Genomic DNA, 15,644 nt, shown 5'->3' on the forward strand with positions numbered 1-15,644 from the left:
TAAGGTGAAAACACATATGAACGCTAAGGAGCGGATTATAGTTCCTTTGGATGTGCCAGATGAAGATAGTGCCACTTTTCTCATAAACAAACTTGAGCAAGTCACTTTCTTCAAGGTTGGTTTGGAGTTGTTCACCAGCACTGGACCGAAAATTATCGATTTGCTAAAATCCCGCAAAAAGCGCATTTTCCTGGATTTGAAGTTTCACGATATCCCCAATACAGTCGCTGGTGCTTGCCGCAGTGCCGCTCGTTATGGTGTGGATTTGCTGACAATTCATGCTACATGTGGCACAGACGCGCTGAAAGCCGCTTCTGAAGCAGTACAAGATGAAGCCGCAAAAGTTAATCTAAATCCACCAAAGTTAATTGCGATTACTTTGTTGACGAGTATTTCTTCTCGGCAATTGGCGTTTGATTTGAAAATTCCTCTAGAATTGCCAGAATACGCTCTTGCAATGGCGTTGATGGCTCAAGAAACTGGTTTAGATGGGGCAGTTTGTTCCCCGCAAGAAGTAGCACAATTGCGGCAAACTTGCAAGGATAATTTTTTGTTAGTTTGTCCGGGAGTTAGACCAACTTGGGCAGATAAAGGAGATCAAAAGCGATCGCTCACACCAGCACAAGCGATCGCTTCTGGAGCCGATTATCTCGTAATTGGGCGCCCAATCACCGCCGCTGCCGATCCAGAGTTAGCTTGGCAGAGAATTTGTGAGGAGTTAATAACTGTATCTGGGTAGTCGAATTAAAAGATGATTCGTTCGTAATAAGCGCGAGTTCGTTCTTGTTTGATTTGACCCCGCTTCCATTCCTCTCCCCGATGCGGGGAGAGGCTTAAAAACATGATTTTCTTGATATGATTCTTTTTATTTGGGGCTGAAAACAAGGGTTATGTGCCCCTCTCCTTGCAGGAGAGGGGTTGGGGAGAGGTTCGTCAAACTCATGTTAATTATTAGACAAAAAAGGAATTAAAAATGTTAATCAAATTCAAGCAATTAGATGTCCAACCGGGACAACGTATACTGTTGAAAGATGTCAGCTGGCAACAATTTGAAGGCATTTTAGAAGAGTTAGGTGAAAAACGTGCGTCAAGGATTGCTTATGATAAAGGAGTTCTCGAAATTATGTCACCACTACCCGAACATGAGATTAATAAAGTCTTTCTGACTAACTTTGTAGAAGTACTTCTAGAAGAATTAGATATTGAATTTTTACCTTTAGGCTCAACCACTTTCAAAAACGAATTAATGAGTCAAGGTATCGAACCCGATAACTGTTTTTATATTCAAAATGAAGCTGCAATTCGGGGTAAAGATAGACTTGATTTAACTATCGATCCTCCCCCAGATTTAGCGTTAGAGATTGATGTGACGTCTCGCACTCACCCAAATATATATGAAGCGTTGGGAGTACCGGAATTATGGTGCTTTGAAAAAGGTAAGTTGCAAATTAATCTTTTACAAGATGGTAAATATATTGAGTCTTCATCGAGCCGAATTTTTCCCAATTTCCCTCTTCAGGAAGTCATTCCCGAATATCTGCAAAAGTGCAAAATTGAAGGGAGAAATAAAACGATGAAAGCTTTTCGGAATTTGGTGAGAAACTGGAATTTAAGTTAAAAAATAAGACTTTTGAACTTGTTGAAAGGATGGGAGTCAGCTAAACTCATTATTTGCGATCGCATTCATTATGTTTTTTGTCTCCCTGTCTTTATCGTTACATTTTCTCTCCTCGTTCCCAGTCTCAGAAACATTATATATGAGGCAGCAGCCCACAGTAGGCATTCCCCGGCAGAGCAAGGAAACGAGAAAGCCCTCTGCTAGTCCTTCTCAACCTACACTCTTAAGGGACACAGGCAAGGAAAAATCTTTTTGTTCAGAGCAAAATATAGAAATTTTAATCACCCAATTGTTGCGTGATTTACCTAGCTATGCTAATCGTGCCAGTCAACGTGCCCGCCGTTTGAAAAGAAAAACTGACGTTTACAGTTATATGTCTGTGGCCGGAAAACCTGATTTTACTCCCCTGCCCCTGAACCCTGGGATCAATACTACAGATGCGCCAAAAAGCTCTGAAGAAAAAGTTGAGCAAGTGTTTTTTACGACTTTAGAGCGACAATACACAAGTAGGCGATCGGTGCAATTGCAAGAATTCCACTGGCTGTTTTTAACCCAAAACAAGAGTGGTTGGCAGATGGTAACGATGTTTTCGCAAATTGGTTCCTATCCAGTTACCAAAAATCAACCAACACCCCCACGCGATAGTAGTAATGGTACTGTTGCTCAAGGAATTAATGCTTGGTTGCGAGATTGTCGAGCGGGAACTATACGTACAGGAGATTTCAGGTAAATGAGGTACATGAGTCAAATCCAAAACCTTGTAGAGACGTTCCGCCGGAACGTCTCTACGTGTATTTAATAATAACGCAATCTGCTGTATCAGTTCGGCGAATTAGAGAACGCGCAACGACAGTCCACAGCTTGACATTAGCAGGAGAAAACAATGCTAAGTAGCCTTAAGGAACTTTTTAACGAAGCAGAACTGGCTGATGCAGACGACCCAGAAGAGAAGTTTATCAGTAGCGGCGTGAGTTGGCAAATGTATGAAGCGCTACTAATTAAATTAGAGGATAACTTTCATTACCGTGTCACTTATTTAGATGGAATATTAGAAATTGTGTCGCCATCAATCAGACATGAAAGCATCAAAAAACGTTTGGCTATTCTATTAGAGCGCTATCTCTACAAGAAAAGAATACAGTTTAAACCTATGGGAAGTTCTACCATTAAAAAACAACTTTTCAAAGCTGGGGCAGAGCCGGATGAATGTTACTGTGTTGGAGAAGCGAAGAATATTCCAGACTTAGCTATAGAAGTGACTGTTACCAGTGGTAGCATTGACAAGCTAGAAATTTACCGACGCTTGGGAGTGACGGAGGTTTGGTTTTGGGAAAGCTCGAAGCTCAAACTTTACCGCAAAAGAGAAGAAGAACCTTCAAAGTTCTTGCAAACCAATGGATACGAACAAATTGACATGAGTGAGTTATTGCCAGAACTAAATATTTATTTGCTAGAAAAATGTACTTTGATTTCAGACGATATCCAAGCAATTGACGAATTTGAGCAAGGTATCGGTTAACAAATTATCAGGCTTGGTCGCAACCCAGATTTCAGTTAGTAAGAAGTCGCGCAACCTCAAAAAATAAACTATGGGATTTGAACTAGATCATATTTTCGTTTGTGTTGAACCAGAAGCACCTGAGGCTGAATTTCTTAAAGGCTTCGGATTTCAAGAAAGTAATCGCCGTACCCATACAGGTCAAGGCACTGCAAACGTTTGCTTTTTATTTCATAATGCTTATTTAGAGTTACTTTGGTTGAGAGATATCAATGAGATCCTCTCAAGTGTGGTTCGTCCTTTGGGTTTGTGGGAGCGTTGTAATTGGCAAGAAACTCAAGCTTGTCCATTTGGTATTTCGCTTCGCTCAAATGTACCCGGTTCTCTAGAATTGCCATTTGCTACTTGGAATTATTACGCACCTTATCTGCCAGCAGGAGCCTCGATTCCCATCGCTGCTAATAGTGAAAATTTATCAGAACCGCTGATTTTTATGTCACCAGTTAGCCGAATACCTTCAGCTTCGCCGTTAAAACGTGGATTATTGGTTAATAAACCTGGATTTGATGAAATTACAAAGTTGCGAGTCACCTTAGTTGGAGAGAAAAATTTCTCTGCTGAATTGAGAAAACTAACTGAGTTAGGATTGGTGGAATTGGAGCGAGGCGATCGCTTTCACCTAGAAATCGAGTTTAATCAAGCTCAAAAAGGTCAAATCGAACTTTTTGACTCGACATTACCAATTTCATTTCGCTGGTAAATGAGCGATAAATCGCTCACTACGACGGCTCATTAATGTCGAATTTCATCGAATTTGGCACGCACGGCTTGAATATCTTGCCACATCAACCATTTTGGCTTGCCTACTTCAGCCGAAGGGTTACGTAGCAAGTAAGATGGGTGGAAAATCGGCATACACAAACGTCCTTCCCAGTCAATCCATTTTCCACGAATTGTACCCATTGCTCCTTTGTCACCAATTAAACCTTTAACGGCTGTTGCACCTGTCAATAAAATAATTTTCGGGTCAACTAAACGGAGTTGTTCAAATAAATAGGGTTTGCAAGCTGCCATTTCTTTTGGGGAAGGTGCCCGATTATTTGGGGGTCGGCATTTATTTATATTGCATATATATACATCTTTTTCTGTATCTAGATTTACAGATGCCAAAATTTTCTCTAGCAACTGCCCGGATCTGCCGACAAAGGGCAATCCAGTTTCGTCTTCATTTTGACCTGGTGCTTCTCCCACAATCATAATGAGTGCTTTGAGGTTGCCGCGTCCGACGACGGCGTGAGTGCGATTTTCTGCTAATCCACAACGGTGGCACTCATTGCAATGCTCTGCCAATTCGGTCATACTAGGGTAAGTACCGCTGGGAATGGGAATTTTGGCATCTGTGGGAATCAAATCTTTTTGCTGAAAGCTAGAATTCTCAAACAGGCTTAATTGATTTTCGCTGCTCATGAAAATGAAGATGCTGACAGAGTGCGCCAGTATAATAATTAATGTTTCTTGGCGAAGGAATAAATGCTACTTATATCTGTAGAGATTCTATTGTATCAATCAAATTGCCTGAAAATCCTTCACAATCAAAACAATGGTGTCTTAATGTGTTGGGGAAATTATGTCATATACCCCACTTTTTACCGATCGCACTGATGCTGGTGAGAAGCTAGCGCAAAAAATTGACTCTGTAATCAAGCAAAGTGCGGCTTCGACAAAGCGACCGATAGTTTATGCTTTACCGAGAGGAGGACTACCAGTAGCTGCACCTGTAGCGCGTCTTTTGGGTTGTCCGTTGACGATTATGGTGGCAAAAAAGATTAGCCATCCACAAAACCCGGAGTTGGCAATTGGTGCTGTGACTGCTTCGGGAAATGTTCTTTGGAATGAGCAAAAGTTAAATCACCGTCAAAATTATTTGCGATCGCACTCAGCCGATCGCTCTGCTCCATCGCGTGAATTGGCTTTGAATCTAGCGATTGACAAAGCTAAAATACTTGAGGAGCAACTAATTCCTGGTTGCCCGCAGGTAAATACAGAAAATGCTACAGTCATTTTAATTGATGATGGCATCGCCACGGGCATGACAATTGCTGTAGCGGCAATTGCAGCAAAAGCGCTTGGGTGTGCAGAAGTTTGGTTGTGTGCTCCTTTAGCGCCTTTAAAATTGCTACCTTGGTTAAGTCAGTGGTGCGATCGCCTGATTATTTTGGAAACACCGGAACCGTTTTTAAGTGTTAGTCATTTCTATGTCGATTTTCCTCAAGTAGAATGCTCTGAAGCTCTGGTGTATCTCCAGCAACAACATCAGCCGTTAACTGATTAATAACTATTCAAGTCGATTTCCTGGACTTTAATATTACCACAAACACAACCTTCTTTCTCAGTTAACTCAGTAAGTTCTTTCTTTCGGTGTATAACAATAACTTACAAGTAAAACTCTCGACAGAGATACCTTAATTGTTATTTTGCTACACCTGTAATTGAGTCCTTGTGATTACTCAATTTTGGCGAATCCATTCCGGATTATATATAAGAGCAGTTGTTAGTGATCCTAAAAGCGTTTGCCAGGAACATATTCGGCACTAAGCACCACAGGTAAATAATATGAATATGAATTTTGATCGGAACTCCCAACCCCATTTAGCAGTAGATAGTAATTTAAATCAGACAAGCCACACTGGAGAGGGAAATATTCATGGGGTAAGTGTTCCGCAAATAGCTATCTCTGTGGGTGGTTCTCTTGGCTTTCTTGTGGCTTGGATAGTTTTTTTTCTCATGCTGTCTAAACTGCGGACGGTTTTAGACAATAAAATAGTTTTTACGATCAACAGTTTAAATAAACTTCCCTGTCAAAACTGCGAGTTTTTTTGCAGCAACAATTATCTTAAGTGTGCCGTACAACCTTCGATGGTGATGACTGAAGCCGCAAAGAATTGCTCTGATTATTTGCCAAAAACTAAATCCAATCGGAAAAAGTTATGACCCTAGGATACTAATTACTACATATAAGATTAAGCTCCACTATGACAGGTAAGCTGTGAGGCACCAGAGGCAGTGGGGGAAGAGTTATTGAGAAAATTTGAGGCAAAGGAAGTCAGATTTTAAGCATTGCAAACTGTAAGCGCAACAGATGAAGATAGCTTTGCCTGTCATTTTCAATAAAAAGAAAAATACGCGGTTTGTCTTGTTTAAAGTTTTAATGACAAAAAATTCTCAAATAGACCGTCAGCGGGAGCATCAAGCGAACGAGCGCACGTTTTTGGCTTGGTTGCGAACTTCCATCGCTTTAATCGGTTTTGGTTTTGCGATCGCTCGATTCAGCTTATTTCTACATCAGCTTCATTTTACCCTAACTCAACAAGAACCTCAGGTACATCCCATCTTTAACTCGGAAAATCTTGGTGTCAGCTTAGTAATTTTTGGTATTCTAGTCATAGCTTTGGCTGCTTGGCATTATAACCAAGTTTTTTGGCAGATTGAACATGGTAACTATCGCCCCAATCGCAGGATGGTTTTGATAATCACCACTATTATGATGATTTTCGGAACACTCAGCATTCCTTTAGTTTTGTGGGCAAATAAACTGAATAGTCCCATTAATAATTCTACCCAACGTCGTCATCCTTCTTCAAATGACTTTTAATTAGCGACGTTCTTTCATCCCACAAACTATTCTAAATAATGGCTTCATTAAACCAGTACATATATACATTATCCTAGCATTACTAAAGTTGAAATAAACGCGCTTATTAGTAGTAACGGCTTTAGCCGTTTAAACCGAAGCTATGAGCGGTTTACCGCTCACTACTTAATAAAATGAGCTTATACTCAAATAGCGCGAGAGAATTTTCTCTGTTGATTTCTGGTATGGGCATCAAAGATAACGGCAACATTTCTTAAAAGTAGTTTGCCAATTTCTGTGATTTTAATATAGTTGGTTGATAACTCAACTAACTTATCTACTTCTAATGGCTGTAACGCCTTTATTTCTAAGCTGAAGTATTCATCAAAGTTGATGTTATACTTATTTTCAATGTCTGGCTTATGCAGTTCATGGTGACACATTATAGACATAATGACATCTCGTCTAATAATGTCATCTTGGCTGAGTTTGATACCTTTACTAATTGGTAAAACACCCGCTTCAATTCCGCGATAATAATCTTGTAATTGCTTGTGGTTTTGAGCGTAAGCGTCTTCTAGCATACTGATAGATGTGGCACCAAAACCAAAAAGTTCTGTTTGTGCTAAGGTAGTGTAGCCTTGAAAATTGCGTTTGAGGGTGCGATTTTGTTGAGCGATCGCTAATTCATCATCAGCTTTAGCAAAATGATCCATCCCGATAAATAAATACTTGTTAGCTGTCAATTCCTCAATTGTCATCTTGAGAATTTCTAACTTTTCTTGTGGAGGTGGTAATTTATCCTCAGGAATATTTTTTTGTACAGACTTTACCCACGGCACATAAGCAAAATTAAAGACTACAATTCGGTTTGGGTCTAATTGAATTGTCTTTTGAATCGTTTCTTTGAAAGTTTCGCGAGTTTGATAAGGTAAACCATAAATTAAGTCTACATTCACACTTTTGAAGTTAGCTTCTTTAATCCAACTCATCACATCAAAGAGCATTTCTTCAGGTTGAACGCGATTTACAGCAACTTGAACTTGACGATTAAAATCTTGGATACCAAAACTAATTCGATTAAAGCCAATTTCTCTAAGAAAGAAAATGTAATTTTTGTCAATATAACGGGGATTAATCTCAATTGAGATTTCCGCTTCTGAATCAATGGTGAAATGTTGCCTAATATTTTTCCACAAAAATTCTATTTGTTCGGGATTCAAATAGTTAGGAGTACCCCCACCCCAGTGAATTTGCAGCACTTTTCTATCAGAATCAATTAAAGCTGCTGTATTTTTAATATCTTGAACCAAAGACTGTAAATAAGGTTTAGCAATATTCTTATTGTTGGAAATTACCGTATTACAGCCACAGAAGTAACAGGGACTTTCACAAAACGGTATATGGAAATACAAAGAAAGCGGAGATTTTCTTTGATTTGAGTTAGCGATCGCTTCTTTAAAATCAGTCTCGCTAAATGCTTCTGTTAACTCAGTTGCCGGTGGATAACTAGTATATCTCGGTGTAGCAGTATCGTACTTTTTTATCAGATTAGAATCGAATTTCACACCAGGAAGTATAAAAACCATTGAATTGCTTCCAATAAATGTATGAGGGGTCAGGAAGAGGATAATAGATAGTGGATAACTTTTGACTGTTAATCAACAACCAATAAATATCAACTTTTTCAAAATACTTACGCAAACAAACCCAAGTTTTAACAACAAGGAAGGATGTCACAACTAGATAATTGTGATTGAATATTGATAAATCATATGCATTACTTTAGCCTGCAACCATTAGTGTAGATGCAGATGCTAGTAATATTGATTTTTTTCTAAATTATTTAACGATTAATATTTTTCTAAATATAAATATATTAATCTATTTTCTTTTTTCTGGCTTTGGGTAAAATTTTTTTGACAGCCTCACTACAAAACTGCACAAATTAATCACGAATTAAACAAAGTAATTGCTCTGCGTACCCCTGCGATTACTCTGCGTTACTTTGCGTTGAAAAACGCGCTCGTTTTTACCCAAAGCTGTATTAAACGCTATAGTATTCTCTGTAAAAACGTTACAACCAAAGTGCGTAAAAACCCAATTTATCAAGCTAATTATCGATTAAACAATTATTTTTAAATTGGTAGACCTAGAAAAAAGAATATGTTTATATAGCTAATAAGCCATTACATTAAAAGCAGAATTCTCATGGCTAATCTTCACACACCAGAGCCTGAGTTAGAGAAACCTGGTATTAATATCCGTTATTTCGCTACTTTGAAAGTTGGTGTCAAGATGAAAATCGACATGGAGATTTTTTCAAAGCGCTGCTACGCTCATACCAATTCTATGTGAGGTTGCGCTTTATTCGCCCTCAGGCTGGAAGCCTGGGGCTATAGAAACGAAGCCCACCTTCGTGGGCTAAATTAGGTGCATCTTCATACAGAAATGGTATCAGAACCCCAGTTATGGAATAATTGGAAATCGGGATTGTGGGTACGTTTCTTTTTGCTGACAGTCTTTGCTACCCACACCTTGACAGTATTTGAACGGGCAGCATTTTATGAATCTATTCCCTTGACATTGAACACAAATCATCCAGAGTTTTTCTCTCGTCTAGAAAAGTGTTCCGAGAATAATCTTAAAATAGGGGAAATTAACGCAAGCGATGCCCCAAAAATTATCAAGTTAGTGCAAAAATTACCCCTGTTATTCTCAATCATCTGGAATCTGTTGCGAATTTACCTATTCAAACCTATTGATGCCGAATCATCACGGGCAACAGTTAGTTAAACTAACGTTAAATTCGTAGTAAGCGTTAAAGCGCTTTAGCGCTTACTACATTAATACACTTTAATAATTCCTCACTCTTATTATGGTTTAAAAAAATCTGAAAATGACACAAAACTTTGTCAAACAAACCCTAGGTTCAAAAAGCAAAGCCGAAAGCATAGCGAGACGAATTCAAAAAGTTGTACCCGCTTATCAACATTTCCTACAAGTGCAAAAACTCAAAATCCCCGCAGCATTTGAAAATCTACCTCCCCTAGACAAAAAATCATACATGCTAGCTTATCCTTTTACAGAATTATTAGGGGATGATGCTGATAAAACCTTAGCGATATTTCGCTCATCTGGTTCTTCAGGTAACGCTTTTTTTTGGACTTATCTTAAATCTAGCAGTCGTTTTGCAGCGTTAGGAACTCGCATATTTTTAGAACAATCATTCGCAGTTCATAAGAAAAAAACTTTAGCGATTGTCGGGTTAGGTTTGGGAAGTTGGCTTCCAGGAGAACATGTTTCTTGGGGTTTAAAAAATATGTCTCTCCAAGTACGTTATCCTTTTTTAGTATTTACACCGGGAAACAATCTAGAGGAAATTATTGAGATTATTCACAAAATGCAAGACTTTGTGGAACAGATAATTTTGTTGATTGTGCCATCAGCGATCGCTTATCTTCATCTCAAAGCAAATCAATTACAAAAACCCCTACTTTTGGCTAAATTAAGATACATTGCCTTCAGCGAACCTTTTCCCGAAAGCATCCGCACCAACTTAGCAAAACGCGCTCTTATAAGTGAAAATCTGCCCTTTATGTTTTCCATGTATGGTAGCACAGACACAGGTGGACTTGGCGCTGAATCTTTAGTAACAATTGCTCTGCGAAAGCTGTTAGTTCAAAACCCAGTTATTGCTAAACAATTAAATATCAACTTACCAATTCCTCTCTTTTTCCATTTTTTTGCTGCTAATACTTTCTTAGAAGCTGTAGATGGAAACCTTTGTATTACCAAATGGCAAGGGATTCCTTTATTACGCTATGTTGTTTATGACAAAGTTGCTTTTTACAGTTGGAAAAAGTTAAAAAAAGCAATTCTTAATTCTGACTATTTACAACCTGAAGACGAGCCTTTTGTCAAGATTATTGCATCTGCGAGTAATTGGCTACCAAATTTATTAGCAGTTACAGGCAGAAGTGATAGTTGTTTGATTCTTGGTGGGACAAACTTAACTGAATATATGCTCGACGAAGCGGTAAAATGCGAAGAATTACAGGATATTATTACAGGAATCTACCGCGCTCGCATTTTTTATGAAGAAGAAAGACAATATTTAGCATTTGACTTAGAATTATGCCAAGGTGTGATAGATAATGAAGAGATTATTCTGAAAGTGTATAACTCTCTAATACAGTCACTTGGCAAAGTTGAACCTTTTTTCTTAAGTGATTGGCAAAATATTTACAGTCACTGGGATAGCGACTCTACAAAGCGAATTCTCAAATTGAATTTTTTACCTTTTCCTAGTTTATCTCAAACAATAGAAACCTCTATCAAACAAAGAGGGATTGTTAACTAACCCATAACATCAAGGTTGCGGCTATACAATTCGTAGAGACGTTCCACGGTCACGTCTCAGAGCGTGTGTGTGATTTGCCTGTCACGATCAATAACCTAAAAATCCGAAAAATTGTAGACTAAGTTTGTATATTAGTTTATTGCTACTAAATTTACGTGCAAACTTATGGTATAACCTCTTACGGCAGCAGTGATTGTCTCTTTATTTTTCTCTGAGGCAATAGACATCTCCGGAAAAGAATGTAGAGACGCGAAATTTCGCGTCTCTACAAGGGTTTCGGTTAACGCATAATGAATTTCCGGAGATGTCTAATCAAAGAAGGTGGAAAAACTTTAACTAAAGGTGCGGTTGATACATTTGCTCAACTGGTAAACACGATTCGGGAAAAGTTTAGAGCAGAGGGAACAGAAGGGTTGCTGACGAGAGCGGAAAATCAACCTACAGAAGCGAATAAGATAAAGCTGCAAGATGAACTGCAAACTCAAATCGATGGTGATGAAGCATTTGCTCAGAAACTTAAGGATTTAGTTGAGCTGCTACAAGCACAAGATGCAACGATACGTCAAGTAGTTTTAAGTGAGATTCAATTAAGTGGGGACTTAAAAGCGCAAGATATCAACCAAAAAGCCACACGGGATGGTTCAGTTGAGCAGGAAATGATTAAAGGGGTGAAAGCTGCAAATATTGATGTAGGCAATTTAAACCAAGAAGCTTAAAACCGTAACTACCGTGTACACACAAGTCGGAATAAATCCCTAACCTGTGAGTTAAAGCCTCCTCATGACTCACATCTTTTCACTTTTTGGCTTCGTTGCTATCCCGACGCAGTGAATGAATTCCAATCCAGAACTTTTGTAGAGACGTAGCACTGCTACGTCTCTACATTGTTTTTCACGCCTAGGTCTATTATATTGTGTCGGGTGACAATGCGATTGTGTCGGGTCACAATGCGATTGTGTCGGGTCACAATGCGATTGTGTCGGGTCACAATGCGATTGTGTCGGGTCACAATGCGATTGTGTCGGGTCACAATGCGATTGTGTCGGGTCACAATGCCATTGTGTCGGGTCACAATGCCATTGTGTCGGGTCACAATGCCATTGTGTCGGGTCACAATGCGATCGCATCGACCTGCAAACATTAAATTACCCTTTTTTCACCCTACTGTTAGATTTCTTGTTGTAATGGGTACATTAAATATATAATTTACTACGTATGCAACTATGCCTATCCCAGATATAACACGTCGTTTGTCCCGTCAAGTCATTAGTCAAGATATTGACTCATTGCACGGTTTGCAAACCATTACTACCTATGACACAACCCGTACTGATGCCTCTGCGACAAAGTTACAGCAAGCTTATCAGGCTATGTTGATTTCTCAACAAGTCGAAACCGAGAAACTAACTTTATACCGTGCTGCTGCCGATGCTGCCCGATTAGCAGAATGGGAATTTCACAATGCGGTATTAGCGATGAAAGAAGTCGTGCGTGGGCAATATGGCACAGATAGCGATCAAGCTCAAGCGGTTGGACTGAAGAAAAAATCAGACCGCAAGCGTCCTACCCGCAAAAAGTCGGTTGCGATCGCAAGTTAGATGGGGGGATGGGGGGATGGGGGGAGTTCTTGGGATGGGGGGAGAAAGAAGAATTATCCCCCTTGTCTCCCTTGTCTCCCTTGTCTCCCTTGTCTCCCTTGTCTCCAAGGAGTCCCCCTTGTCCCCCTTGTCTCCAAGGAGTCCCCCTTGTCTCCTCATCCGCACGGTTGCTGCAAACCCTTATTATCTGTATACTTTGAGTAAATCATTTGTGAAACTTTCGGCGGTTCGTTGCCAATATGAAACGATCGCACACGTTCTTCAATATAGCGATCGCTATTCGTAACTCGTTCAAATTGCCGTTTGTGTTCTGCCCAAGATTCGACAATTTGCGTTTCTACAAAGCGACTTGGGTCAGATAAATCTTGAAACAAACCCCACCGAATTGCTCCATCACGCCGGCGAATTTGACTTAGTGCTTGCATCGCTTTGCTAAACTCCTCTGCGTTAGCTGGGTCAATGCGATATTCTAAACTAATCAACACAGGTCCATCATTCGGAGATGGTTCAAAAGCTTGTGCCGGTTGATTCCAATGCAGCGAAGACCGCAAATCCAACTTTTCCGCACAGCGCAAACGATAGCGTGCAGTCAGTCCCACACCCGCAATCAATCCTACCCCGGCAGTAGTCAAAGCTACGGTAATGCTTGTACGTTGGGCTACCAAACCCCACAACAGGCTTCCCAAGGTCATACATCCTTGGAACACAAGTAAATGCACCGATAAAGCTCTCGCACGCACCCAGGTAGGCACGGCTGTTTGCGCCGATACACTGAAACTAACCATACAGCTCAGAGAAGCAATTCCCACCAATAGCATCAACGCACATACTACGTAAAAATTCCGCACTGTTCCTAGCGCCAGCATCATTATACCCATCAATACTGATGAGCCTGCGACCAATTTATCTATAGAAAACTGCTCCCGTAGCTTCGGTAAAATGAACGCTCCCGCTAACCCACCGATACCCCAAAAGCCAAGAATCACGCCGTATCCGAAGGCATCCAGCTTTAACTCTCGTCTTCCTAAAAGCGGTAAAAGGGCAAATAAGGCACTAGCAAATAAAATGTAAGCTGAGGTACGAATTAACACTGATTGAAAAGTTGGAGCGTAGCGCACGTAACGAATACCTGCCTGTACCGCTCCGATGAAGCGTTCTGTTGGTAAGGCGCTTTTTTGCGGGGTGCGACGCCACTGATAAACTACTAATATTACCCCGACAAAGGAAGCAGCATTGAGGAGAAAAACGGCTCCCGTACCAGCTTGAGCGATAATTATCCCCGCTAAAGCCGGACCAATTGACCGGGAAAGGTTAACCACAATGCCAGTGAGGGTAACAGCTTGGGGAAGTTCTTCTTTTTCTACTAGTTCTGGGGTTACGGCTTGCCATACAGGCATATTCATGGAACTGCCGAGACTCAGGGCAAAGGTGAGAACTAAGAGAATCGAGGGTGTAGTAATCTTTGCCAGGGTGAGAAATCCCAACAAAGCAGCGATAACCAACATCCAACCCTGAGTCCACAAAAGCATCTTTCGCCGGTCAACGACATCTGCCAGCGCTCCTGCGGGTAACGCTAGTAAAAAAAACGGCAAGCTAGACGCTGCCTGCATCAAGGCAATTAAAAACGGTGACGGTGAGAGTGAAGTCATCAACCATGCTGCACCGACATCATGCATCCAAGTGCCAACACTTGACACCGCTGAGGCTATCCAAAGGGCACGAAACACAGGTTGACGTAGGGGAGTCCACATCGAAACAGAAGCTGCTGGTGCGGTCATAACCAAACAATTACAGGAGGAGAATGGGGGAAGCAACAATTGTAATCATTACTCTCTACTTTCAGAGGATATAAAACTCAGGCAGCAGAAAGCAACTTTTTTTGATTGGGGTACTTGACGGTTAATCTAATTAGCAGCCAAGAAGAGTGTTATTTATTACTAAAAAATTATATACACTTAAAGTAGGCGATCGCTTATATCATGTCCAGTATTTGATTTTTGAAATATACGTAGGGTGTGTTCATAAATCAAACCGGATCGCTTATATCATGTCCAGTAGATTACATATGATGTAGAGAGACGTAGCATTGCTACGTCTAATCAAGGATTTCGGATTTTTTATGTTAAATAAGCGAAGATGATATTCTTTAAAAAAGGGCAAATATCAACATGGATTGGCAATCACTCACTGTTGTCAGCAGTGTTATTTCATTCGGAACTTTAGAAAATCTGTTTCCCTTTTTCTCTTTTAAAGAGAGTTTCGATAAAAAAGTTTATTCTAATTTAGTTCTCGGCTTGATAAATGTACTAGCAAATAACTTTACCATAGCTTTACTCTTAAATTGTATTTGGCAACAAACTTTATGGCTCGGTATTTTTCATTTCATTCATTCACCTGTCTTAAAAATAGTCTTATCTTTCTTATTGCTCGATGGATATATGTATGCTTGGCACAGATTAATGCATACTCTGCCTATTGCATGGCGTTTTCATAAAGTTCATCATACAGAACTGTTAATGAATACTTCTACTGCTTATCGCTTTCATCCAGTTGAAGCAATTTTAGCTAATCTACCTAAATTATTTTTAATCTGGTTATTTGGTATTACTCTAGAAAACTTGTTATTTTATGAAATATTATTGGCATGTGAATTAATCTTTCATCACAGCAATTGGGCTGTCCCGTTAAAAATTGATAAATATCTCAGCTACCTAATAGTCACACCCAATTATCATCGCTCTCATCATTCTCAATCGAAAAAAGAAGCAACATCAAATTATGCGAGTTTTTTCACTATCTGGGATATCTTTTTCAATTCTTATAATTATCCTCAAAGTCCAAAGGCAATTAAATTAGGTTTACCTCAGGAAAAGAAAGAATTAAGTATTATAAATCTGCTAAAGTTACCTTTTTAATTTGGGAATCGGGAATGGGAG

At 39.8% G+C, this 15,644-nt stretch carries 17 protein-coding genes and 1 pseudogene; 15 read left to right on the forward strand and 3 right to left on the reverse strand.

What is annotated here, in order from left to right:
- Positions 1–16: 16 nt before the first annotated feature.
- The 5 genes from pyrF (at position 17) to OGM63_RS08715 (ending at position 3,876) form a co-directional block, all read left to right on the forward strand.
- The gene (gene pyrF / locus OGM63_RS08695) at positions 17–739 is read left to right on the forward strand and encodes an orotidine-5'-phosphate decarboxylase (RefSeq protein ID WP_263745122.1); all 723 of its coding nucleotides are present in this window, start codon (positions 17–19) and stop codon (positions 737–739) included.
- A gap of 234 nt (positions 740–973) precedes the next feature.
- Complete coding sequence (locus tag OGM63_RS08700) at positions 974–1,618, forward strand: Uma2 family endonuclease (protein WP_263745123.1); 645 nt, start codon at positions 974–976, stop codon at positions 1,616–1,618.
- 139 nt (positions 1,619–1,757) lie between these two features.
- Complete coding sequence (locus tag OGM63_RS08705; protein WP_263745124.1) at positions 1,758–2,348, forward strand: hypothetical protein; 591 nt, start codon at positions 1,758–1,760, stop codon at positions 2,346–2,348.
- A 153-nt stretch (positions 2,349–2,501) separates the two neighbouring features.
- Entirely contained in the window at positions 2,502–3,137 is a 636-nt protein-coding gene (locus OGM63_RS08710) for a Uma2 family endonuclease (protein ID WP_263745125.1), read from the forward strand.
- Between the two features lie 70 nt (positions 3,138–3,207).
- On the forward strand, positions 3,208–3,876 hold the full coding sequence (locus tag OGM63_RS08715) for a VOC family protein (RefSeq protein WP_263745126.1): 669 nt from the start codon (positions 3,208–3,210) through the stop codon (positions 3,874–3,876).
- Positions 3,877–3,908: 32 nt separating this feature from the next.
- Here OGM63_RS08715 and OGM63_RS08720 read toward each other — a convergent pair whose 3' ends face one another.
- Complete coding sequence (locus tag OGM63_RS08720) at positions 3,909–4,583, reverse strand: uracil-DNA glycosylase (RefSeq protein ID WP_263745127.1); 675 nt, start codon at positions 4,581–4,583, stop codon at positions 3,909–3,911.
- Positions 4,584–4,743: 160 nt separating this feature from the next.
- Between OGM63_RS08720 and OGM63_RS08725 the strand changes: the two genes are divergently transcribed.
- From OGM63_RS08725 to OGM63_RS08735, 3 genes are all read left to right on the forward strand, one after another.
- Complete coding sequence (locus OGM63_RS08725) at positions 4,744–5,448, forward strand: phosphoribosyltransferase (RefSeq protein WP_263745128.1); 705 nt, start codon at positions 4,744–4,746, stop codon at positions 5,446–5,448.
- Between the two features lie 287 nt (positions 5,449–5,735).
- The gene (locus tag OGM63_RS08730; protein ID WP_263745129.1) at positions 5,736–6,107 is read left to right on the forward strand and encodes a hypothetical protein; all 372 of its coding nucleotides are present in this window, start codon (positions 5,736–5,738) and stop codon (positions 6,105–6,107) included.
- A 217-nt stretch (positions 6,108–6,324) separates the two neighbouring features.
- The gene (locus OGM63_RS08735) at positions 6,325–6,768 is read left to right on the forward strand and encodes a YidH family protein (RefSeq protein ID WP_263745130.1); all 444 of its coding nucleotides are present in this window, start codon (positions 6,325–6,327) and stop codon (positions 6,766–6,768) included.
- Positions 6,769–6,953: 185 nt separating this feature from the next.
- Here the strand turns inward: OGM63_RS08735 and hemN are convergent, their stop codons facing one another.
- Entirely contained in the window at positions 6,954–8,336 is a 1,383-nt protein-coding gene (gene hemN, locus OGM63_RS08740; RefSeq protein WP_263745131.1) for an oxygen-independent coproporphyrinogen III oxidase, read from the reverse strand.
- A 672-nt stretch (positions 8,337–9,008) separates the two neighbouring features.
- Here hemN and OGM63_RS29555 point away from each other — a divergent pair.
- From OGM63_RS29555 to OGM63_RS08765, 6 genes and pseudogenes are all read left to right on the forward strand, one after another.
- A pseudogene (locus OGM63_RS29555) lies at positions 9,009–9,086 on the forward strand (ferritin family protein); the annotation flags it as partial.
- 112 nt (positions 9,087–9,198) lie between these two features.
- The gene (locus OGM63_RS08750) at positions 9,199–9,543 is read left to right on the forward strand and encodes a ferritin family protein (protein WP_263745133.1); all 345 of its coding nucleotides are present in this window, start codon (positions 9,199–9,201) and stop codon (positions 9,541–9,543) included.
- A gap of 103 nt (positions 9,544–9,646) precedes the next feature.
- The gene (locus OGM63_RS08755) at positions 9,647–11,110 is read left to right on the forward strand and encodes a phenylacetate--CoA ligase family protein (RefSeq protein WP_263745134.1); all 1,464 of its coding nucleotides are present in this window, start codon (positions 9,647–9,649) and stop codon (positions 11,108–11,110) included.
- A gap of 290 nt (positions 11,111–11,400) precedes the next feature.
- Positions 11,401–11,826, forward strand: coding sequence for a hypothetical protein (locus OGM63_RS08760; protein ID WP_263745135.1), 426 nt, complete (start codon positions 11,401–11,403; stop codon positions 11,824–11,826).
- 197 nt (positions 11,827–12,023) lie between these two features.
- Positions 12,024–12,254, forward strand: a complete 231-nt coding sequence (locus OGM63_RS29780; protein ID WP_375340470.1) for a hypothetical protein — start codon at positions 12,024–12,026, stop codon at positions 12,252–12,254.
- A gap of 79 nt (positions 12,255–12,333) precedes the next feature.
- Positions 12,334–12,708: a hypothetical protein gene (locus OGM63_RS08765; protein ID WP_263745136.1), complete on the forward strand. Its 375-nt coding sequence runs from the start codon at positions 12,334–12,336 to the stop codon at positions 12,706–12,708.
- Positions 12,709–12,863: 155 nt separating this feature from the next.
- Here OGM63_RS08765 and OGM63_RS08770 read toward each other — a convergent pair whose 3' ends face one another.
- Positions 12,864–14,486 carry an MFS transporter gene (locus tag OGM63_RS08770; protein ID WP_263745137.1) on the reverse strand — a complete coding sequence of 541 codons (1,623 nt, stop codon included), beginning with the start codon at positions 14,484–14,486 and terminating at the stop codon, positions 12,864–12,866.
- A gap of 390 nt (positions 14,487–14,876) precedes the next feature.
- Here OGM63_RS08770 and OGM63_RS08775 point away from each other — a divergent pair, with 390 nt between their 5' ends.
- Positions 14,877–15,623 carry a sterol desaturase family protein gene (locus tag OGM63_RS08775; protein WP_263745138.1) on the forward strand — a complete coding sequence of 249 codons (747 nt, stop codon included), beginning with the start codon at positions 14,877–14,879 and terminating at the stop codon, positions 15,621–15,623.
- Positions 15,624–15,644 lie beyond the last annotated feature (21 nt).

The organism is Plectonema radiosum NIES-515, from assembly GCF_025753815.1.
Lineage (GTDB): Bacteria > Cyanobacteriota > Cyanobacteriia > Cyanobacteriales > Nostocaceae > Hassallia > Hassallia radiosum_A.